Annotated in this window: 17 protein-coding genes; 3 read left to right on the top strand and 14 right to left on the bottom strand. The window is 64.1% G+C overall.

Translation table 11 applies throughout. The annotated features are described in order from the left end of the window. Positions 1-10: 10 nt before the first annotated feature. Positions 11-592: a tetratricopeptide repeat protein gene (locus tag RVX_RS08995; RefSeq protein WP_116305603.1), complete on the top strand. Its 582-nt coding sequence runs from the start codon at positions 11-13 to the stop codon at positions 590-592. Positions 593-867: 275 nt separating this feature from the next. Continuing rightward, positions 868-1,233, top strand: coding sequence for an Hpt domain-containing protein (locus tag RVX_RS08990; protein WP_116305602.1), 366 nt, complete (start codon positions 868-870; stop codon positions 1,231-1,233). A gap of 28 nt (positions 1,234-1,261) precedes the next feature. Here RVX_RS08990 and RVX_RS08985 read toward each other — a convergent pair whose 3' ends face one another. The 10 genes from RVX_RS08985 to pgm form a co-directional block, all read right to left on the bottom strand. Then, complete coding sequence (locus RVX_RS08985) at positions 1,262-1,540, bottom strand: ferredoxin (protein ID WP_116305601.1); 279 nt, start codon at positions 1,538-1,540, stop codon at positions 1,262-1,264. A gap of 307 nt (positions 1,541-1,847) precedes the next feature. Next, positions 1,848-2,474 carry a peroxiredoxin gene (locus tag RVX_RS08980; protein WP_116305600.1) on the bottom strand — a complete coding sequence of 209 codons (627 nt, stop codon included), beginning with the start codon at positions 2,472-2,474 and terminating at the stop codon, positions 1,848-1,850. A 352-nt stretch (positions 2,475-2,826) separates the two neighbouring features. Then, positions 2,827-3,441 (bottom strand): hypothetical protein, encoded by a 615-nt coding sequence (locus RVX_RS08975; protein ID WP_230404500.1) that lies wholly within the window; start codon positions 3,439-3,441, stop codon positions 2,827-2,829. A gap of 66 nt (positions 3,442-3,507) precedes the next feature. Next, positions 3,508-4,542, bottom strand: coding sequence for an OmpA family protein (locus RVX_RS08970; RefSeq protein WP_116305599.1), 1,035 nt, complete (start codon positions 4,540-4,542; stop codon positions 3,508-3,510). A 152-nt stretch (positions 4,543-4,694) separates the two neighbouring features. Further along, complete coding sequence (locus RVX_RS08965; protein ID WP_116305598.1) at positions 4,695-6,128, bottom strand: dihydrolipoyl dehydrogenase family protein; 1,434 nt, start codon at positions 6,126-6,128, stop codon at positions 4,695-4,697. Continuing rightward, entirely contained in the window at positions 6,118-7,563 is a 1,446-nt protein-coding gene (gene gcvPB / locus RVX_RS08960) for an aminomethyl-transferring glycine dehydrogenase subunit GcvPB (protein WP_116305597.1), read from the bottom strand. The genes RVX_RS08965 and gcvPB overlap by 11 nt, the downstream gene beginning before the upstream one ends. After that, positions 7,560-8,891 (bottom strand): aminomethyl-transferring glycine dehydrogenase subunit GcvPA, encoded by a 1,332-nt coding sequence (gcvPA, locus tag RVX_RS08955; RefSeq protein WP_116305596.1) that lies wholly within the window; start codon positions 8,889-8,891, stop codon positions 7,560-7,562. The genes gcvPB and gcvPA overlap by 4 nt, the downstream gene beginning before the upstream one ends. A gap of 16 nt (positions 8,892-8,907) precedes the next feature. Beyond that, positions 8,908-9,291, bottom strand: coding sequence for a glycine cleavage system protein GcvH (gcvH, locus tag RVX_RS08950; protein ID WP_116305595.1), 384 nt, complete (start codon positions 9,289-9,291; stop codon positions 8,908-8,910). Between the two features lie 290 nt (positions 9,292-9,581). Next, entirely contained in the window at positions 9,582-9,995 is a 414-nt protein-coding gene (locus tag RVX_RS08945; RefSeq protein WP_116305594.1) for a response regulator, read from the bottom strand. 241 nt (positions 9,996-10,236) lie between these two features. Continuing rightward, positions 10,237-11,886 carry a phosphoglucomutase (alpha-D-glucose-1,6-bisphosphate-dependent) gene (gene pgm, locus RVX_RS08940; protein ID WP_116305593.1) on the bottom strand — a complete coding sequence of 550 codons (1,650 nt, stop codon included), beginning with the start codon at positions 11,884-11,886 and terminating at the stop codon, positions 10,237-10,239. 323 nt (positions 11,887-12,209) lie between these two features. On the opposite strand from pgm, the gene RVX_RS08935 reads away from it, so the two are divergent. After that, a complete protein-coding gene (locus RVX_RS08935; protein ID WP_147307515.1) occupies positions 12,210-13,646 on the top strand; it encodes a hypothetical protein in 1,437 nt (478 codons plus the stop codon). 107 nt (positions 13,647-13,753) lie between these two features. On the opposite strand, the gene RVX_RS08930 is transcribed toward RVX_RS08935, so the two are convergent. The 4 genes from RVX_RS08930 to RVX_RS08915 form a co-directional block, all read right to left on the bottom strand. Next, the gene (locus tag RVX_RS08930) at positions 13,754-14,851 is read right to left on the bottom strand and encodes a virulence RhuM family protein (RefSeq protein ID WP_116305592.1); all 1,098 of its coding nucleotides are present in this window, start codon (positions 14,849-14,851) and stop codon (positions 13,754-13,756) included. A gap of 115 nt (positions 14,852-14,966) precedes the next feature. After that, entirely contained in the window at positions 14,967-16,067 is a 1,101-nt protein-coding gene (gene ychF / locus RVX_RS08925) for a redox-regulated ATPase YchF (RefSeq protein ID WP_116305591.1), read from the bottom strand. 317 nt (positions 16,068-16,384) lie between these two features. Next, entirely contained in the window at positions 16,385-17,035 is a 651-nt protein-coding gene (locus RVX_RS08920) for a LysE family translocator (RefSeq protein WP_116305590.1), read from the bottom strand. A 545-nt stretch (positions 17,036-17,580) separates the two neighbouring features. Next, entirely contained in the window at positions 17,581-20,406 is a 2,826-nt protein-coding gene (locus tag RVX_RS08915; protein ID WP_116305589.1) for a M16 family metallopeptidase, read from the bottom strand. Positions 20,407-20,727: the final 321 nt, after the last annotated feature.

Genomic DNA, 20,727 nt, shown 5'->3' with positions numbered 1-20,727 from the left:
GGGAGGCATCATGAACAGGTTCCACGGAGCGTTGGTTCTTGTGGCCCTTGTCGTCGCGGTTGTCATCACGGCCGGATGTTCCGGCAAGAGCATGCAGGCTTCGTCATTGCTGGAGCAGGGCCGCTACGCGGAGGCCGCCACGGCCTACGCCGCCGTTACGGCCGAGAACCCGTCCGACTGGCGATCGGGGGTGCGGCAGGGATACGCCCTGTACCGCAAGGGGGATTACGCGGCGGCCCGCGCCGTGCTCATGCCGTTGACCGAGGACTGGCGGGCCGATGAATACGCCCGGTTCTGGGCGGGCATCGCGGCCATCGCCGCGCGCGACGGTGACGCGGCCCGCACCGCGTGGAGCGGCTGGACCACGGACAGGATGGAGGTGCTGCGCGTGGTGCGCCAGCGCTTCAACCTGTTACAGGCGGACGAACTGGCCCTTGGCCCGCAGTCCGCGGAGCTGTACGCGCGCGAGGCCGCCCAGGCCAATGCGCTGGAAGAGATGAAGCGAGACCGCGACAGGTTCCGGAGCGGCATGGACCGTGGCGACGTGCCCGATCCCGCCTTGCCGCCCAGCCCCGTCGAATACCTGCCGTGACGTGCCGTGCGGCCGTCCTTGCCGGGGCAGGCAGCGCCTTGGCGGGAGGCCGCCGGGGCGGGGCGCCAGCCTGCGCGAGATGCAATGAATGCGAACACCGCCGGTTTTCGGCGGTGTTCGCATTATGAATATCAATGGAGACCTCACGCGTACCGTTCCCCCTTGCCGATGGGGGGCGTGTTGCCGTAGTCTGCAAGATGAACCTCGGACCCGCGCCCGCGTTCCGGGCCGGGATGCCCCGGCGGCGTGGTCCGGCAACCCTTCAAGAGTGTCCCATGAGCGAGCCCGCCAACCACCCCGTCTTCGATCTCGACGCCGTGTTGCGCCGCCTGCAGGGCGACCGCGAATTCCTCACGCTGCTGCTCGACACCTTTCTGCCCGATTTCGCCGACCGGTTGGCCAAGATGCAGGCCGCACTGGGAGAAGGGCGTCTGGACGACCTCGCGCGTCTCGCGCACAGCCTGAAGGGGGCGTCCGCCACCATCGGCGCCACGCGGCTGCACCACCGGGCCGCCGCCCTGGACCTGGCCAGCCGCAACGAAGACGTGGCCGCCGCCCGCGTGGAATGGCTGGGCCTGCTGGAGGACGCAGAGGTCACGCGCGTGGATATCGCCGCGTGGCTTGCGGCCAACAGGGGGTAACCCCGACTGCCGCGCCCCGTCCTTAAGGTCAGGATTCGTCGCCGCCCTCGAAGCACCCTTCCGGGCAGAAGGCCATCAGTTCCGTCAGCACTCCGTCCGGGGCCACGTCGCTGACAAGGAACGGCCTTTCATCCCCTTCGCGCCAGCCCACGATGTCCGGGGCCAGCTCCGTGCATGCGCCGCAACCGCTGCAATCGCCGGGCGAAAGCAGCACTTCCTTGAACCCCGACGCCGGGGCGGCCGTATCCGCCGCTGCTGCGGCGCGGGCTGCTGCCGGACCCTGCGTGGTGCCGTGCTGGTTGGTCATGTGTCCTCCCGGCGCATGTCGATGTGCGCCCATTTCCATGTATGGCCGTTCAGGGGGGCAGGCAAGGGGCAGGGGCCATGTCGTCCGCGTAACAACGGGGCTGCAACGGGGCTGTAGCATGGCAGTGCGCGGCCTGGCGCAGGCCAGGAATCCGAACGGGGCACGACTTGCATCGTGCCCCGCTGCGTTTTTGCGTGCCGTAGTAGCAACCCGGTCAACCCCGTCGGCCCGGCCGTGTAGGCCGTTCCGGGACTACCCAAACGAGGCGACGCCGGGGGCGGCCGTGTTGCACGGGCTGTCCGCAACGTTAGGGGATGAGGTCTTCGTACACCTTGCCCACCAGCTTTTCGGAGGGGGTCAGGGTGCGTGCGCCGGGTTCCCAGCGGGCGGGGCAGGCTTCGGCGGGATGGTCGCGCAGGTGCTTGTTGGCCTGCATCTTGCGCACCAGTTCGGCGGCGTTGCGGCCCACGTTGTAGAAGTTCACCTCGGACCCCACCAGCACCCCTTCGGGGTTGATGATGAAGGTGCCGCGCAGGGCAAGGCCCGCGCTCTCGTCATACACGCCGAAATAGCGCGAGACCGCGCCGGTGGGGTCTGCGGCCATCTGGTAGCGCACGTTTTCCAGCAAGCGCTCGGAGTTGCGCCAGGCAAGGTGCGAGAATTTGGTGTCGGTGGACACCGAGATGACCTCCACGCCCATGTCCTTCAGGGCAGCGTGGCGCTCGGCAAGGTCCGCCAGTTCGGTGGGGCACACGAAGGTGAAGTCGGCGGGGTAGAAGACCAGCACGGTCCATTTGCGGTCCTGCTGCAATTTTTCAAGGGAAATCTGGCCGAAGGAGCCTTCGGTGGGGTCGTAGGTTTCCAGCGTGAAGGGCTTGACCGGACGACCGACAACGGCGGAGACGGGGTATTCCTGTTGCGTGGGGCAGCTCATGTTCAAGGACTCCTTTTGAAGGATTTATTAGTAATGATTTCTTGTATCATTTATTGCGCAGAGAACGCGATCCGTCAAGAGGGGGGCGAAAAAAATGTGGCGGGTCAGTGTGCCGGAACATGCCAAAGGTCGCACGCGAGAAGTGCGGCACCAGGCATCACCCGGGGGGCGTGGTGAACACCGGGAGGTGTGCAAGATGTGGAACGGAGGGCACGTGGCCGAGCGGCCGGTTGCGCGTCGGGCATGGGGCCGGCGACGTGCCTTTGCCCTTCAGGTGTTTTGAAAGCCGAACGCCGCACGGACAGGCAGTCCGTGCGGCGTGATGTTTCGGGCCGAAGCGGGCGAAGGATCGCTAGTCGATCCACTTGCCCTTGTCGTAGCGGATGATTTCGGTGACGCGGCGGGCCTTGACCATGGTGAAGCTGCCGGTGAGGGCGGCTTCCTTGGTGGCGGCGCGGCTTTCGTATTCCTGCTCGTGGTAGACGATAAGCCCGACGTACTTGGCGCCGGGGCCTTGCGCGTCGTGCACGTCGGTGGAGAGCGAGTCGGTGTCCACTGCCAGGTAGCGGGCCACGTATTCGTTGCCGTTCTGCACCACGTCCTTGCGAGTCTGGCAGGGGCGCAGGCTTTCGTTCATGTGGCGCAGCTTGGCGCGGGCGAGGGTATCGAGCTTGTTGTGCACGTCCTCGATGGTTTCACCCAAGGGCTTCTTGGCCGGGGCCACCTTGGCGACCTGAGTGGTCTTGGGGGCGGGCTTGGCTGCCTGGGCCGGTTTCTGCACGGCGGCCTTGGCGGTCTTGTCCGTCGCTTTGGCAGCGGTCTTTTTCGTCTGTTGCGTCTGCTGGGTGGTGGCGGCGTTCTCCGCCGCGTCAGCCTGAGAAACGCAGACAGCCCCGGTCAGGACCAGGGCCAGGGTAACGGGCAGCGTCAGGGCCTTTGCGGCCATCGCGATGCGGCCTTGCTTCATCGTCCTCGTCTCCGTTTGCGGAAAGGCCCGGCGGGTTTCCCCGCCGGGCCTCAGGAATCCGTTGTGCTACTTGAGGATGGACAGCTCAACCCGGCGGTTCAGCTTGCGGGTTTCTTCGGTGCTGTTGTCGTACTTGGGCTTGGACTCGCCGAAGCCCTTGGTGATCAGGCGCGAGGACTCGACGCCCTGCTTGACCAGGAAGTCCTTGACCGACTTGGCGCGGGCTTCGGACAGCTTCTGGTTGTATTCGTCGGTGCCGAGGCTGCAGGTGTGACCGGCAACTTCAACCGAGCCCTTCTTGGTCTTCAGGATGGCGGCGGTTTCCACAAGGATGCTGGTGGCGGTGGCGTCCAGCTTGGCCGAGTTCAGGGCGAACTGGATGCTGCGCAGCACGATCACTTCGTCCATGGGGGCGGCGGCAGCGGCGGGGGCGGCCTTTTCTTCGTAGAAGACGTCACGCACGAACTTGTCGAGGGCGGCTTCGTTGGCCAGCAGTTCGGGACCCTTGGCGGTGACGGCGCAGCCGTTCAGCTTGGCGATGGCGTCAAGGGTGGCCTGGCCGGCGGGCTTGTCGGCCATGGAAATGACGTGCAGGCACAGGCCCGGGTTGGTGGAAAGCAGCAGCTTGGCTTCGGCCACGGGGTCGGAACCCAGGTTGGATTCGCCGTCGCTGACCATGATCATGGCGGCCTTGCGCTTCATGGCCTTGGCGTAGGTGGCCTTCTGCAGGCCGGTGCCCATGGGGGTCATGCGGGCGAAGGTGTCTTCGTTTTCGTTCAGCTTCTTGATGGCCTTTTCATAGGACGCCTTGTCCCACGCGGCCACGGGCTGGATTTCGGTCGAAGGGGCGAAGGTGTGCAGGCCGCCTTCGTAGCCCAGCGCCGGGATCTTGGCGTTGATGGCCGAGATCAGCTTCTTGGTCAGTTCCATCTTGTTCTTGCCGAGCTTCTCGTGCGACATCATCATGGACCCGGAGTAGTCCACGAAGAAGTCGAAGCTCGCGATCTTGGGAACAAGGGTGGATTGACCGGCGGCGAAGGCCGGGGCGGCGCAGACGAGCATGAGCGCCGCAACCAGAGTCAGAAGTTTCGAGATTTTCATGGGAGCCTCCAAAATAGCTGATGTTGACGCAGGTAAAAACTCCAGCCCGGAATTATCTTCATATTGTGCAAGTTACCGACAAAAAATGGCCGTGACAAGACCCTTCTGCGTTTTAGACACAATCTTTCCGAATTTTCGCGGGCCGCTCGCCGTCACGCGGGCTCTTGCAAAGCCTCCATTGCGGCTTCCAGGGCTTCATCCAGCGTCGGGTGGGCGAAAATGACATTCCCCGCGTCGTGCGCGGTCCAGCCTTGGACAGTGCCGCTCCCTCCCGCAAGCACGGCCGCCAGCGTCACCAGGTGCGACACGCCATGTCCCACGGCGGTCACGCCCCGGATATGCCCGTCAACCCAGACGATCTTGATGAAACCCTGCGTCGTTCCATACGCCTGCGCAATGGGATTGGCAATGAGCATGGAGCGCGAAACACGGGGGGAAAATCCCGCATTCTTCAATTCTTCCGCGGTAGGGCCAACGCGCATCACCTCAAGGTGACCATAGATGCACGCGGGCATGACGCCAGCGTCGTAGCCCGCTGCCGTGTCGCCGCAGGCGTGGCGCACCGCGTAGCGGGCCTGATGGTCCGCCGCGTGGGCCAGCAGGGTGCGGCCGTTCACGTCGCCAATGGCGTACACGTGCGGCGTCGCACGCAGAAACTCGTCGGTCTGCACCCATCCCGGCCCGCGCAGGGTCGCGCCCAGCGCCTCCAGCCCCAGTCCGGCCGACGCGGGCTTGCGCCCCACGGCCAGCAGCGCCTTGCTGGCGGAAAGCTCCTCGCCGTCCTCGAAGCGCAGCACGGCGTGGGCATCACTCCCCTCGCTTACGGTTGCCAGCGAGGCCACCTTGCGCCCGGTGTGGATGATCCACCCCTCGCGCGCGTAGACCTTGCGCAGGGTGTCGCCCACTTCGGCGTCCTCGGTGGGGGCCAGGCGGGCCATGCCTTCCACGATGGTGATGCGCGAGCCAAGACGCGAGAAGAAGTCGGCCATCTCCAGGCCGATGGCCCCGCCGCCCACCACGATCAGGCTTTCCGGGGCCTCGGTCACGTCGAGCAGCGCGGTGGAGTCGAGCACCGCCGCGCCGTCGGCGGCAAGGCCGGGAAAGCTGGCCGGGGTGGAGCCGGTGGCCACGATCAGGGTACCCCAGCCGAGCCGGGTTTCCTGCGTGGCGCCGTCGGCCTGCGTGGCGGTGACGGACAGCTCGCCGTCGGCGTCACCCTGCCGTCCGCTCGTCACCCGGCCCTCGCCCGCGTACACGGCGATGCCCGCCGCCTTCAGGCGCTTTTCCAGAGCCTGGCGGCTGCCCTTGACGTACCTGTCCTTGCGCTGTTGCAGGGCGGGCAGGTCGAAGGTGATGTGGCCAGCGGCACCTTTCAGCTTCTTTTGCGTTTCCAGCAGCGGCTGGGCGGCGGTGGCCCCCAGCAGCAGCTTGGTGGGGATGCACCCCCAGTTCAGGCAGGTGCCGCCCAGGCCGTCACGGTCCACCAGCGCCACGGAAAGCCCGCGCGCCGCCGCATCGAAGGCGGCCCGGCTTCCGCCGGGCCCTCCTCCGAGTATGATCATGTCGTAGCGGGTGCTAGGCGTCATCCGTCAGCACCATGTTGCGGGCCGCCGCCGTCTCGTCCAGCCTGCGCACCGGCGTGGTCACCGGGGCCGCGTGCAGCGCGTCGGGGTTCTGGGCCGCCGATTCCAGGATGGCGATGAGGTCGTCCGCGAATTCGTCAAGCGTCTGCCTGCTCTCGGTTTCCGTGGGCTCGAACATCATGCATTCCTTGACGATGAGCGGGAAGTAGATGGTGGGGGCGTGGTAGCCCTTGTCCAGCAGGGCCTTGGCCACGTCCAGCGCGCGGATGCCGCACTCTGCGTGGTTGCAGGCGGACGCCACGAACTCGTGCATGCAGATGCGGTCGTGGGGGATTTCCAGCACCTTTTCCAGCCGCTTGCGCAGGTAGTTGGCGTTGAGCACCGCGTATTCGGACACGCGTTCCAGCCCTTCGCCGCCCAGGCGCAGGATGTAGGCATATGCTTTGAGCAGCACGCCGAAGTTGCCGTAGAACGGGGCCATGAAGCCGATGGACTTCGGGTGGTCGTAGTTCAGGTAGTAGCGGCCGTCGTGCAGCTTTTCCACCCGCGAGATGGGCAGGTACGGCACCAGCCGTTCGCTGACGCCCACCGGACCGGCACCGGGACCGCCGCCGCCGTGCGGGGTGGCGAAGGTCTTGTGCAGGTTCAGGTGCACCACGTCAAAGCCCACGTCGCCCACGCGCATCTTGCCGAGAATGGCGTTCAGGTTCGCGCCGTCGTAGTAGAGCAGGGCGTCCACCGCGCGCAGCTTTTCGACAATGCGCGGCAGGTGGTTTTCGAACAGCCCCAGGGTGTTGGGGCAGGTCATCATCAGGGCGGCCACGTCGTCGTCCAGGGCGGCTTCCAGCGCGTCCGGGTCGACCATGCCGTCCTTCGATTCGATGTTCACCACCTCGTACCCGGCCAGCGCGGCGGATGCGGGGTTGGTGCCGTGGGCGGAATCGGGGCAGATGACCTTGGTCTTACGGTTGCCCTTGTCCTTGTGGTAGGCGGCGATGAGCATGGCCCCGGTAAGCTCGCCGTGCGCGCCCGCCATGGGGTGCAGGGTGAACGCGCGCATGCCGGTGATCTCGCACAGCAGGCGCTCGGTCTCCCACATCACCTCAAGCGCGCCCTGGGTGTACTGGCCCGCGCCCTTCAGCTGGGCCATCAGCGGGTGCAGCCGGGTAAAGCCGGGCAGGGCGGCCACCTGTTCGGTGAACTTGGGGTTGTACTTCATGGTGCACGAGCCGAGGGGGTAGAAATTGGAATCCACCCCGAAGTTCAGGCGCGACAGCCGCGTGAAGTGGCGCACCACGTCCAGCTCGCCCAGTTCGGGCAGGGCGGGGCGGGTGGCGCGCAGCAGGTTTGCGGGCAGCATGTCCGCCGCGTGCATTTTCGGCTCTGCGGGCAGGCAGGCGGTGCGGCCTGGGACGGATGCGGCGAAGGCGGTCTTCACAGGATACCTCCCAGCATTTCGGCCAGAATGCCGACCTGTTCGAAGCTGTTCTTTTCGGTGCAGGCCACCAGCAGCACGTCGTCCATGCCCGCGTAGTAGCGCCCCACGGGAAAGCCGGGCACGTAGCCGCGCGCGGTAAGCCTGTCCACCGCCTCGAAGGCGGGAATGGGCAGCCGCACGGCGAATTCGTTGCCGAAGGGGGCGGTGTTCAGCGGGCGCACCCCGGCGATGGCGGTAAGCCGGTCCATGGCGTAGCGGGCGCGTTCCATGGAAAGCTCGGCCGTGCGGGTCAGGCCTTCCGGTCCCAGCAGGCACAGGTGCACCAGCGTACGCAGGGCGCACAGGGCCTGGTTGGAGCAGATGTTGGACGTGGCTTTCGCGCGGCGGATGTGCTGTTCGCGCGCCTGCAGCGTGAGCACGTAGCCGGTGCGGCCTTCCGTGTCGTTGGTGCGGCCCACGATGCGGCCGGGCATCTGGCGCACCATGTCCTTGGTGCAGGTCATGATGCCCAGGTACGGCCCGCCGAAGCTCAGCGGCTGGCCCAGCGACTGGCCTTCGGCCACGGCGATGTCCGCGCCCATTTCGCCGGGCGTTTTCAGCACCGACTGCATGACCGGGTACACCGAAATGACCGAGGCGGCCTTCTGGCTCTTGGCGTGCGCGAACAGGTCGGTGAAGTCTTCCACCACCCCGAAGAAGTTGGGGTTCTGCACCACCACGGCGGCGCAGCCGGTATCCACGGCGGCCTTCAGGGCGGCCATGTCCGACCTGCCGTCCACCTGCGGCACGGTGACCAGGTCGAGCGAGAGGTTGGACGTGTACGAGGCCAGCATGGTGCGCCAGATGGGGCTGACGGCCTCGTCGATGACCAGCTTGCGGCGCTTGGTGGCGCGCACGGCCATCATCATGGCTTCGAAGATGGCCGAGCCGCCGTCGTAGACCGAGGCGTTGGCGCAGTCCATGTCCAGCAGGCGGCACACCGCCGTCTGGTACTCGAAGATGGCCTGCAGGGTGCCCTGCGAGGCTTCGGGCTGGTAGGGGGTGTAGGCGGTGTAGAATTCACCGCGCGAGACCAGCGCATCGACGGCGGCCGGGATGTGGTGGTTGTAGAAACCGCCACCCAGAAAGCTGACCACGTCGGTGCGGTTGCGGGCGGCCATTTCTTCCATCTTGGCCAGCACCTGCATTTCGCTGAGGCCCTGGGGCAGCTCGAAGCTGCGCGGGCGCATTTCTGCCGGAATATCGACGAAAAGGTCCTCGATGCTCTGCACGCCGATGACGGAGAGCATTTCCCGGACCTCCTCTGGGGAGTGCGGGATGAACGGCATGGGGTGCTCCTTGCCGCTAGTGGGCGTCGCGCGCGACGACGGCTTCGTAGTCGGCGGCGGAGAGCAGGCCCTCGGGCTTGCCGTCCAGCTTCACGCGCACCATCCAGCCGTCGGTGTAGGGCGACTGGTTCACCAGTTCCGGCGCGCCGGACAGGGCGTCGTTGACGGCGCTGACGGTGCCCGCGAGCGGCGAGTAGAGTTCGCTGGCTGCCTTCACCGATTCCACCGAGCCCATTTCCTGGCCGGTGGCCAGGGTGTCGCCCACGGCGGGCAGATCGACGAAGGTCAGGTCGCCCAGCTGTTCCTGCGCGAACTGGGTGATGCCGATGACGGCCTCGTCGCCCTCGATGCGCACCCATTCGTGGGTGTCGGTGTAGAGCAGGTCGGCGGGAATGGACATGTGTGCCTCCTGGAAAGGTTCGGCCTGTGGTGGGGGCCAGTGGGGGTGGGTGGAATGCACGGCGCGGGCACGGCGGTCACGGCCCGGCTGCGGTGTGTGTGGCGCTGTTGCGAACGGTGCGGGGCGCGGCCTTGTTGCAAACGGTGCGGGGCACGCGCTGCCCTTTCTGCGGTGGAAAGGACATGCCGAACGCACCGGCAACGCGGCGAGCGCGCCGGTGCACCGGTAATAGCCGGACACGGCGCGGCCCGCAAGTGCCGCGACACAATGAAAAGGGGGCGTTGGCGCGCCTACTTCTCGGTCTTTTCGAGGTGCACGCCGAGCTTTTCGATCTCGTCCAGCAGCAACTGGCGGCGGATGGGCTTTACGATGAAGCTGACGGCGTCGCCCAGAAAGAAGGCGTCGTGCACTTCCTGCGAATCGTCCAGGCCGGAGATCATGATGACCTTCACGGCCTTTTCGGGGGCAACGCCCTCTTCTTTCTCGATTTCGCGGATTTCGCGCAGGGCCTGCTGCCCGTCGGCGTTGGGCATGAGGATGTCGAGGGTGACAACGTCGTAGGGTTCGCCGTCCTTGAGGGCAGAGTTGAAGGCCTGCACGCCTTCCTCGCCGTCGGTGGCGATGTCGACATACCCGTAGGGGTGAAGGATTTTCTGGACCAGTCTGCGGCTGTCGAAGTCGTCGTCAACGACCAGGAATTTCATCGGAACGTCCTTCTGCCTGCGCGCTTTGTGCGCCGTGGTTTCGCCGCCGCGCCTGCGTGGGGCGGCGGCCTGATGGATGCCCGGTAAACGCGGTGCGGTCCGCAACAGGGGTAACGTCGACGCACTCCGGCGTCCGTCTGTGAAATTGCTGACGAACATAGCCGCCAGCGGTGGCGCGGTCAATGAGCGTTAACGCCCTGCGCGTCTTTCTATAAGGCGGCGTTGCAGGGCCGCCTGCCGTCTATACCCCGGCCGCCGCAAAGGCCCGGTCTACGATGTCCACGGCTTCTTGCTGGATGCGCTTCAGGTGGTCGGCACCCTTGAAGCTTTCCGTGTAGATCTTGTACATGTCTTCGGTGCCGGAGGGGCGCGCGGCAAACCAGCCGTCGTCGGTGATGACCTTCAGCCCCCCGATGGACGCCCCGTTGCCGGGGGCCTTGGTGAGCATGGCGGTGATGGGCGCGCCCGCAAGCTCGGTGGCGGTCAGCACGTCGGGCGAAAGGTTGGCCAGCACGGCCCGGCGTTCCGCCCCGGCGGGCGATTGCAGCCGTTCGTACAGCGGCGCGCCGAACTGTTCGGTGAGTTTGGCGTACAGTTCCGCCGGGTCGCGGCCTTCCACGGCCATGATTTCCGCCGCCAGCAGGTTCAGCAGCAGGCCGTCCTTGTCCGTGGTCCACACCGTGCCGTCGCGCCGCAAGAAGGACGCCCCGGCGCTTTCCTCGCCGCCGAAGCCGCAACTGCCTTCCAGCAGCGGCTGCACGAACCATTTGAAGCCCACGGGCACTTCCACCACCTTGCGGCCCAGCGACGCGGCCACCCGGTCCACCATGGAACTGGTGACCAGCGTCTTGCCCACGGCGCACTGCGGCGACCACTGCGGGCGGTGGCGGAACAGGTACCACACGGCCACGGCCAGGTAGTGGTTGGGGTTCATCAGGCCCGATGCGGTGACGATGCCGTGGCGGTCTGCGTCGGCGTCGTTGCCGAAGGCCACGTCGAACTTGTCGCGCAGGCCGATCAGCCCGGCCATGGCCCACGGGGACGAGCAGTCCATGCGGATCTTGCCGTCCTTGTCCAGCGGCATGAACCGGAAGGTGGGGTCCACCGCGTCGTTCACCACGGTGATGTCGAGGCCGTAGGTTTCGGCAATGGGGCGCCAGTAGGCCAGCGACGAGCCGCCCAGCGGGTCTGCCCCCAGCTTCAACCCGGCGGCCTTGATGGCGGGCATGTCCACCACCGAGGCAAGGTCGTCCACGTAGTTGCGCACGAAGTCGCGCTGGCTCACGCACGGGGCGGCCAGCGCATTGCGCAGGTGCATGCGGCGCATGGCGCGGTTGCCGTCATCAAGCAGTTCGTTGGCGCGGCGCTGAATCCACTTGGTGGCGTCGGTGTCTGCCGGGCCGCCGTGGGGCGGGTTGTACTTGAAGCCGCCGTCTTCCGGAGGGTTGTGCGAGGGGGTGATGACGATGCCGTCGCCAAGGCCCTGCGCGCGGCCCGCGTTCCATGTGAGGATGGCGTGCGAAATGACCGGGGTGGGGGTGTAGCCGCCGCCCTGCTGGATGACCGTGGACACGCCGTTGGCGGCCAGCACCTCCAGCGCGGTGCGGTGGGCGGGTTCCGACAGGGCGTGGGTGTCCATGCCCAGGAACAGCGGGCCGGTTATGCCTGCCTGCGCGCGGTATTCGCACACCGCCTGGGTGACGGCGAGGATGTGTTCCTCGTTGAAGCTGCCGGACAGCGCGCCGCCCCGGTGCCCGGAGGTGCCAAAGGACACGCGCCGCTCGGGCGCGGCGGTATCCGGGTGCTCGGTATAGTAGGCGGCGACCAGCGCCGGAATGTCCACCAGTTGCGAAGGTTCGGGCCGCTGCCCGGCCTGCGGATGCGTTGCCATGGCGTGCTCCTGTCCTGACGGCGCGAAATGTGCCGAAGTGTTTGGAGAATTTGTATACCGTCGGGGCAGGGCGAGCGCAAGGGTGAGGGTGGAGTTATAATTAGCTACATTGTGCTGGTTGCTCGTACAGGGGAAGAGTTTGCTCCTCAAGGTGTTAATGTGCATGTATGATGGAATATCCTCCCACTGCTCTCTGTTTGGCTTCAGCTTCCAATATGGTTTTTCTTGAAAAACAGGATAAACGGATTTATCTTCAATTATTCAGAGTTGATACCGCGTGTGTGCGTCTGTAGCGATGGTTAATGGTATAGCAGGGACATGATATGGATGGTTTCTTTTTAAATATCAGCGAAGGGCTTCATTTCTTGCTAGCCACTTTCAACGGCAAAGCACTTGCGGTTGCAGGCACTGTCAGCACAAGGGACCTTGCACTTCTTTCATGGATTGGAATGGCTGTTGCTTTGGTCTTTGCTTTCAAGAAGACAAGGGAGCCCGCTTTTCAGGTTGTCAAAGCTGCTTTGAGAAAAAAATTAGTTTCAGTCTGTTTTGCCATATTGGCATACACTGGTGGCTCCTTGTACCTGCTTGAGCAACTTGGCATATTCACAGTGTATCAGCTTAAATACGCCTTCATCTGGATTGTTTCAGTAGGATTTATACCACTTGGGAAAATGAAAGAATTTCAGAAAAACATGGTTGGAAACGCTTTCACTCTTGTCAGGTCAGGTTGGACTTGGCTGGCTTTGTTTTCATTTTTCCTCGGGCTTTATCCGTTTGATTTCTTGGTTGAGTTTTTTATTGGCGTTCCACTCATGCTTTTTTTTGGAATCATACTCGCTTACGCGGAGAAGATGGAGGAACAACGTGTCGTCAAGATGACAAGCTTTATGATTTTGGGGATTGTATTGTTCGTCGTCGTACGAACAGGCTTTGACATGTATAGCAATCCGAAGGCGTATTTCAACCAGCAGGTTCTCTTGAACTATGTCTCCGTCGCATCCTTGACAGTTCTGTATGTGCCGTTCGTGTTTGCCCTCACCATGTTTTGTGCCTACGAAAGCGTGTTTGTATTGGTAGATTTCCATGTAAAGAAGAGGTCAGTGGCTCTTTATGCGAAGGTAGTGTCTTTCATTGTCTTTAACTTTAATGTTAATATCGCAAAGAGGTGGTCTTGGATTGTGGCTTGCACAAGACCGCAAAATATATCAGGAATCAATTCGGGAATAAAAAGAATTATGCAGACATGGCTGTCTGAGATATTTCCTGAACCTGTTTCAGGAAATGAGGGGTGGCTTCCAAAAGATGCTAGGCATTTTCTTGATGATTATGAACTGATACCTGATTACTACGACTGGAGATATGGAGATTATTGCTCCGCATCAGCTACCGCGACAGCCAATGATATAAACATTATGAACACGTATTGTTATTCGATTCGTGGCGTCAAAGGGGTTGTTAAAAAGCTTGTCTTTAAAATGTCAGTGCTCAACATCGCAAGGCATCCAGAACGGTCCGAAACCAAAGGTCAAGTGGTCAATGACTTCCTTGCAATGTGCAACATGCTCTGGTTTCGGGCAAATGGTGTTGATTTGCCAGGTTCGGTTATTGACTCGATCCGTTCCTGTTTCAAGTCCGAATTCTCCTTAGGTGAAATCCACGGCCAGTTTGAATGTGTTTCGTTGGAGAATGGATGTGAAATGATATTTGTCGTCCAACAAGGACAATGGGATGAAAACTGTACAGAGATAGTATTCTCCTGACACAGCTGTGCCGGCGGAGTGCTGACCAGGCGGTCTGTTCGCCTACGCCATGCTCACACGGTATTGTCCTTAACCGTTACACACTCTTGCGATTGTCGTCTTGGTCGTCAGTTTTTGCCGTGCCGCAGTTTTTCGCGTGTTGAAGGCTTTGCCTGTGCTTCAGCTTTGCTCGGTTCAGGCAGTGCCTTTGCGGCGTCTTCCAATGCCCGCACATTGAACGTTTCCCCCTCGGCTTCCAGCAGTGCGCGCCGTTGTGCGGCAAACTGCTCATACTGGCCTTCCGCGTGGGTGTCCGCCTGCTTTTTGGAAATCCGGCCCGCGCCTTCAAGCACATCGCGGTCGTTGAATTTCAGGAAGGAATCAAGCTTTTCGGCCCAGTCCTTGAGAAAAATTTCCTTGCGGCGGCGGGCCTGGTCTTCTGCAAAGTCCAACCACATGGTGACGATGCGGTTGAGTTCGCCAATCTCCGGTTCGTGCAGATAGTTCTTGGCAACGGTGACGTCCGCCTTCTGCACGCTTCCCGATTTCCACGTCGTCAGCCCCATATTCGGCAGGCTGCTGTCGGCCCGTTCGGCAATGAGTTCCGCAGCGGTCTTGCCGGTGACGGCAAAGTGCAGCTTGTTCTGGATGAACCGGAAAAACTGGGTGGTTTGCGGCAGCGTGGGGGAGTAATCCGCCGCCATTGCGAATATCTCGCGCACGCGCAGGTACATCCGGCGTTCACTGGCCCGAATGTCGCGGATGCGATCAAGCAGTTCGTCAAAGCGGTCCGGCACGGCTGATCCGGCAACGGGCGGGTTCTTCAACCGTTCGTCGTCCAGGGTGAAACCCTTGACCAGGTACTCCCGCAGCCGTTCCGTAGCCCAGCGGCGGAACTGGGTACCGCGAGGCGAACGGACGCGATAGCCCACGGCCAGTATGGCGTCGAGACTGTAGAACTTGACGCTGCGCCGAACCTGCCGCGCCCCCTCGGCTCGAACCTGTAAGTAACTCTTACAGGTTGCCTCGGGGGTAATTTCGCCCTCTGCGTACAGGGCCTTCAGATGCAGGGTGATGTTTTGTGACGAAGTCTGGAACAGCTCGGCCATCATTGCCTGCGAAAGCCAAAGCGTATCCTCGGCAAACCGGCACTCCACACGGGTGTGACCATCCTCGGTTTCGTAGAGCAGGAATTCACCCGGCAGTGGCGATTGAAGGTCGGTCATCCCTCCTCCTGACTGGCATCTTGCAAGGATGGCGGCTTGCGTCCGGTGGGGCTGCGGGGACGGCCCGCGCCCCGGCGATCTGTTCTCCGGGGCGTCAGGCCTGGCGATGCATGCGTTACACGTTGAACAGGAAGTGCACCACGTCGCCGTCCTTCATCACGTATTCCTTGCCTTCCACGCGCAGCACCCCGGCGGAACGGCAGGCCGCCTCGGTGCCGTGCTTCACGTAGTCGTCGTAGCCGATAACCTCGGCCCGGATGAAGCCGCGTTCGAAGTCGGTGTGGATCACGCCCGCGCAGGCCGGGGCCTTCCAGCCCTGCTGGATGGTCCAGGCGCGCACTTCCTTTTCGCCCACGGTAAAGTAACTGGCCAGGCCCAGCGTGTGGTAGCCGGTGCGGATGATGCTGACGAGGCCGCTTTCCTTGATGCCGTAAGAAGCCAGCATCTCGGCCTGTTCCTCGTCGGAAAGGCCCTGAAGCTCTTCCTCGATCTTGGCGCAGATGACCACCATGTCGCAGCCGCGCTGTTCGGCCAGTTCGCGCACGCGGCGCACGTGGTCGTTGGCGCCGTCCAGGTTGGCCTCGTCCACGTTGGCGCAGTAGATGACCTTCTTGGCGGTGATCAGGCCCATTTCGCGCATGGCCTGCTTGAACAGGTCGTTGTCCTTGCCTTCAAAGGTGGATGCCGGGTTGCCCGCGTTCATGTGTTCCAGCAGGCGGGCCAGTTCGTCAGCCGCGGCTTTGGCTTCCTTGTCGAACTTGGACATCTTGGACAGGCGCTCGTACCGCTTTTCGGCGGACTGGATGTCGGCCAGCAGCAGTTCGGTCTCTATGGTCTCTATGTCGCGAATGGGGTCGATGGCCCCGTCCACGTGGGTGATGTTCTCGTCGTCGAAGCAGCGCACCACTTCAAGAATGGCGGCGCATTCGCGGATGTTGGCCAGAAACTGGTTGCCCAGCCCTTCGCCCTTGCTGGCCCCGCGCACCAGCCCGGCAATGTCGATGAAGTCCACCGTTGCGCTGATGGTCTTCTGCGGCTTGGCCATTTCGGTCAGCTTGTCGATGCGCGCATCGGGCACGGCCACCGTGGCCTTGTTGGGCTCTATGGTGCAGAAGGGGTAGTTGGCCGCCTCGGCGTTCTGGGCCTTGGTCAGCGCGTTGAACAGGGTGGACTTGCCCACGTTGGGCAGCCCGACGATGCCTATGCTGAGAGCCATGTCTGTCTCCGGAAATTGCGATGATGGCGCGCGCGCCATATGCGGCGCGGGGCGCGGGTTGGGGGGCGGCGTGGCCGCCGGGGCTTCATAGCGTCTTTTGCGCGGTTTGGAAAGGGCGGGCCCGCGTCAGCTTTGGTTGGGGTTTGTTTTGGACGCCTCCGGCGGCCAAGGGGCTGGTGCCCCTTGGAACCCCATTTTTTATATTCGCGTAATATGCTGGGAATACAAATAAAAGTTTTTTGGGGAGGGGGTCGGGGGAGGAGGCCCTTTTACAAAAGGGTCCCTCCCCCGCAATGTCTTGGCTTTTCAATAGCCTGCTAGAACAAGGAAAATACCGAAATGGCCAGCAGCGCGCCCATCACCGCGTTGCTCCAGCGCACCGCCACCGGCGAATGCAGCAGCCCGCGCAGGGCCGTGCCGCCCGCGCACCAAAGGGCCAAGGACGGGAAGGCCATCGCCGCGAACACGGCGGTAAGCGCCAGCAGTTCCGGCGATACGCCGTGCAGGCCAAGCACGTTGGCGGCAAGGGCAGATTCCGCGCCGTCATGCCCGGAAACGTAGGTGGTCACCCCGGCTACGGCGGCCAGCCACGCCTTCGGGTTAACCCACTGGAACAGCGCCCCTTCGATGAAGTTCATGGGGCGCGCGGCGTTGCGGCCTTTTGCCGCTTCGCCCGGCGTGGGCGGCGCGGCGGTGGCGATACGCCATGCCAGCCACAGCAGGTAGGCGGAGCCAACCCAGCGCAGCCAGTCGTGCAGTTGCGGCACGGCGGCGAAAATCTGGTCCATGCCGAGGCCCACGGCAATGATCATCAGCGGAAAGCCCAGCGAGACGCCCAGCAGGTGGGGCATGGTGCGCCAGAAGCCGAAGGTGAGGCCCGATGACATGACCATGGTGTTGTTGGGGCCGGGGGTGACGCTCATGGCGACGGCATAGGTGCTCATGGCGGCCAGGGTCGCGAATTCCATGGGATGCTCCGGTGAGTGTGTCGTGCCGTTGTATAGGCAGCGTGGATAAAGGGAAAGCGTTGGGGGGGCGGGGGGCGGGCCGGGGGAGTGCGGCAGGGCTTGGTGGTGAGCGGGGACGCTGCTGACGGAATCCGCGCGCTGCGGTCGCCATCCGTAATGATCGTGCTGCGCACTCTCATAACGGCTGCCGCCTTTTTCCGCCGGGCTGCGTTGGCTGTCTTTTTTTGATGCTCACGTACATAAGTACAGCGCTGCTTTCGCCATCCGTAAGGTTCGCGCTACGCGCTCACCTAACGGCTGCCGATCTCCGCTCAAAAAAAGCCATCCGCCTTGCCCGGCGAAAAAACTCGTAATTCCTTGCATCGTCCCCGCACAGCCATCCGCGCCGGAAGACCGGCGCGGAGTATAAGGAAGCAAGGCAATCTTGGATTGAAAAAAGGAAGAGCAGCCTTGGACAGCGCCCCCAGAGGATACGAAAGCGCCGGGACATCCATGCGGATGCCCCGGCGCGGGAACGGCATCAGATCAAGGTTTTGCGGCGTTCGTTAGGGAAGTACCCGCACGGTGTACGCCCCATCCACCTTCAGATACTTGCGGGCCAGCGCACGCAGGGCCTCGGCGTCCAGCTTGGCCGCCTTGTCCACCACCTGCTTGTTGAAGGCCAGCGGGTATCCCTGCGACGTCAGCACCGCCGCTTCGGAACTGCGGCTGCCAAGGCGCTGGTGTTCGCGGTAGTAGTCGCCTTCCAGCTGGTTCTTGCCGCGCCGCAGTTCGTCGTCGGGCAGGCGGTCGGCGTGCAGGCGGGCGATGACGTCCTTGAAGCCCTGCGTGGCCTGGTCCAGCTTGCCCGGCTCGGTGCCGATGTAGAAGATCATGAACCCGGCCTGTTCCGACTGCCAGTTCATGGCGGTGACGGTGTAGCCAAGGCCCTGCTCGTCGCGCAGGTCGCGGAACAGCAGGCCGCTCTGGCCCGACAGGATGGTCTGCATCAGTTCAAGGCCGGGGGTGTCGTCGCTCTTCAGCGGCGCGGTGGGAAAGACCAGCATCAAGTGGGCCTGGTTGCGGCCCGGCAGGTGCAGGTCCAGCCCCTTGTCCTTGTTCCAGTCGGGCGCGGACAGGCTGGCGGGTTTGGCGTCGGGCGCGGGCAGTTCCTTGGCGTGGCGGATGACCGCCTCGCGGTCGTACTGGCCGCACACGGCCATCACCCACGGCTGGCGCGCCTGCTGCGCCCAGAAGCCGCGCACGTCGGCCACGCCGAACTTCTGCACCGCCTCGGGCATGCCCAGATGGTAGTAGCCGTAGGTGTGGCCGGGGAACAGAAAGGGCGTCAGATGGCGGAAGGCCAGGCCCATGGGCTGGTCTTCGCGCGCCTTGATAGCGGCCACCTGGTTCACCCGTTCGCGCGCCACTTCCGCATCGGCAAAGGCGGGCGCGGACAGCACCTGGCCCAGCAGGGCGAACATGTCGTCATTGAAGCGCGCAGGCTGGCGCAGCGAAAGGCTGAAGGTCTGCCGCCCGGCGGACGCGCCCATGCTGGCGGCGCGGTCGGACTGGTAGGCTTCCATGGACGGGGCGTCCAGCCCGCCCGCGATGCCGGCGGCTTTCGCCCCGGCGGACTGCGGCGTGGGCAGGGTGCCCTTCAGCAGCGCGCTGGCGGCCAGCGATGCCAGGCCCTGCTTGTCTGCGGGCAGCAGTGCGTTGCCGCCGCTGAACACCATGTCCACCGCCGTGTAGGGCAGGGTGGCGTCAGGCATGAGGATGAGCGTGCGGCCCTTGCCAAGGTCGATGACCTCGGTCTTGTCGGTCACGGCGGCGGATGCGGCGTCGGCCCCGGCGCGGGCCGGGGCGGGCCAGGCTTTCGCCAGCGTGGCGGCAAGGTCGGGCGTCTGCGATTTTTCCGGCGTCAGGGCCACCACGGAAAGCCGTTCGGGCCGCAGCCAGCGGGCGATCAGGTCTTGCAGCATGGCCGGGGTCACGTCGTGCAGGCCGCGCAGGTAGTTGGTTTCGCCCTGCAGGCCGGTGAAGAACTGGAAGTAGCCGAGCTTGGAGGCAAGGCCGGGCAGGGTTTCCTTGGCCCGGAACATGTCGTCCTCGAGGTTCAGCTTGGCGCGGTCGATGTCCTCCGCCGTGAAGCGGCTGGCAGACAGCGTGGCCAGGTCGGCCGTCAGGGCGGTCCAGAATTCGTCCAGCTTGTCGGCGTCCAGTTCCGCCGTCAGGTACAGCATGCCCACGCGCTCGAAGCTGTAGTTGGACACCGAGATGGAGTCCACCAGCTGCTTCTCGTACTTGTAGGTGCGGTACAGCAGCGAGGTGCGGTCGCCGCCCAGCAGGTGGGCCAGCACGTCAAGCTGGGGCGACTGCACGTCGCCGAAGCCGGGCGCGGGGAAGGAAATGCCCAGATACACCTTGTTCCACGGGCCGGGCTCGATCTTGACCGTGGGAACAGGGGTGACGGGGGTGACGGGGGTGACGGGGGCGGCGGCAGCGGAGGGCTTGGCCGCCTTTTCCGTCTTTTCCGTTTTGGCGGGCTTGGCGGTCTTTTCGGACTTGGCGGATGCGGGCGCGGCGGTCTTGCCGCCGTCCGCCTTGCCCCCGTCGATAAGAATCAGCGGCTGGGCCAGCAGCTTTTCGGCGTCGATGGGCGCGGGCGGGGTGACCGTGGCGTCGTTCTTCAGGTCGCCGAACAGGCGCTGCGCCTCGGTCAGGGCCTCGGCCGGGTTCACGTTGCCGACAACGGCCAGCAGCATGGACTGCGGCTGGTAGTGCCTGCGGATATAGTCGCGGATGTCGTTCGCCGTGAACGACGTGATGGTCTCGCGCAGGCCGATGATGGGCGATGCGTAGGGCGTGCCGTTCAGGGTCAGGGCCTGCATGTGCTGGAACAGCCGGTTGTCCGGGCTGTCCTCGCCGCGTTGCAGTTCGGCCAGGATGACGTCCTTTTCGGATTCAAGCTCGGCCGGGTCCAGCGTGGGGTGGAAGGCCATGTCCTTCAGCACCTCCATGCCCAGCTTCCATTGCGCGGCGGGCATGTCGGTAAGGTACACGGTGTAGTCGAAGCTGGTGGCGGCGTTCAGGTAGCCGCCCGCGCGTTCCACGTCGCGGGCCACCGCGCCCTTGGGCCGGTTTTCCGTGCCCTTGAACACCATGTGCTCCAGCACGTGGCTTATGCCCGCCTCGCGCGGGGTTTCGTAGGTGGAACCCGCGTGCACGTACAGGCGCAGCGAGGCCAGCGGAAAGCGCTCGTCCGGCTGGATGAGCACCGTCAGGCCGTTGGACAGGCGGGTCAGTTGCGGGAGCGGGGCGGCCGCCGTGGCTGCGGTGGGCATCGTCAGGGCTCCGAGAAGGAGAAACAGGGTGAGAAGGGTGCGCATGGCGAAAGTCTCCGATGTCGCCGCGCGGGGCGGCGTGCGCTGTGTCGTGCCCGGCTGCCGGAAACGGCGGCCGGAAGTGGCCTGTAAACCGCGGCTCGGCCCTTGCAGGCGCGTTCGCGTGGGGGCGCATGTGTCGGCGCGCCGACGCACGGGCGTCATGGGCGGGGCCGACAGGTACATGTAATCGTTTCGCGGCGCAAGGCAAGGTGGCAGCGGAAGACAAAACGGCACTTTGCTGCTAGTGACGCAGGGGTAAGGCGTTCTGAAACCGCCCGGCGGATGGCCGGGCGTGGGGTGCGGCGGCCCGCGCAAAATCATGTT

Origin of the sequence: Nitratidesulfovibrio sp. HK-II, from assembly GCF_003402415.2 — a bacterium.
In the GTDB taxonomy this organism is placed as follows: Bacteria; Desulfobacterota; Desulfovibrionia; order Desulfovibrionales; family Desulfovibrionaceae; genus Cupidesulfovibrio.
This window is presented reverse-complemented; position numbering and strand designations above follow the sequence as displayed.

Bases quoted from the DNA above. Each gene is read 5' to 3' on its own strand.
- gcvH (WP_116305595.1), bottom strand. From the start codon at position 9,291: ATGTCCATTCCCGCCGACCTGCTCTACACCGACACCCACGAATGGGTG.
- RVX_RS08975 (WP_230404500.1), bottom strand. From the start codon at position 3,441: ATGAAGCAAGGCCGCATCGCGATGGCCGCAAAGGCCCTGACGCTGCCC.
- RVX_RS08985 (WP_116305601.1), bottom strand. From the start codon at position 1,540: ATGACCAACCAGCACGGCACCACGCAGGGTCCGGCAGCAGCCCGCGCC.
- RVX_RS08920 (WP_116305590.1), bottom strand. From the start codon at position 17,035: ATGGAATTCGCGACCCTGGCCGCCATGAGCACCTATGCCGTCGCCATG.
- pgm (WP_116305593.1), bottom strand. From the start codon at position 11,886: ATGGCAACGCATCCGCAGGCCGGGCAGCGGCCCGAACCTTCGCAACTG.
- RVX_RS08970 (WP_116305599.1), bottom strand. From the start codon at position 4,542: ATGAAAATCTCGAAACTTCTGACTCTGGTTGCGGCGCTCATGCTCGTC.
- RVX_RS08915 (WP_116305589.1), bottom strand. From the start codon at position 20,406: ATGCGCACCCTTCTCACCCTGTTTCTCCTTCTCGGAGCCCTGACGATG.
- RVX_RS08980 (WP_116305600.1), bottom strand. From the start codon at position 2,474: ATGAGCTGCCCCACGCAACAGGAATACCCCGTCTCCGCCGTTGTCGGT.
- RVX_RS08945 (WP_116305594.1), bottom strand. From the start codon at position 9,995: ATGAAATTCCTGGTCGTTGACGACGACTTCGACAGCCGCAGACTGGTC.
- RVX_RS08990 (WP_116305602.1), top strand. From the start codon at position 868: ATGAGCGAGCCCGCCAACCACCCCGTCTTCGATCTCGACGCCGTGTTG.
- RVX_RS08935 (WP_147307515.1), top strand. From the start codon at position 12,210: ATGGATGGTTTCTTTTTAAATATCAGCGAAGGGCTTCATTTCTTGCTA.
- RVX_RS08965 (WP_116305598.1), bottom strand. From the start codon at position 6,128: ATGACGCCTAGCACCCGCTACGACATGATCATACTCGGAGGAGGGCCC.
- gcvPA (WP_116305596.1), bottom strand. From the start codon at position 8,891: ATGCCGTTCATCCCGCACTCCCCAGAGGAGGTCCGGGAAATGCTCTCC.
- RVX_RS08930 (WP_116305592.1), bottom strand. From the start codon at position 14,851: ATGACCGACCTTCAATCGCCACTGCCGGGTGAATTCCTGCTCTACGAA.
- RVX_RS08995 (WP_116305603.1), top strand. From the start codon at position 11: ATGAACAGGTTCCACGGAGCGTTGGTTCTTGTGGCCCTTGTCGTCGCG.
- ychF (WP_116305591.1), bottom strand. From the start codon at position 16,067: ATGGCTCTCAGCATAGGCATCGTCGGGCTGCCCAACGTGGGCAAGTCC.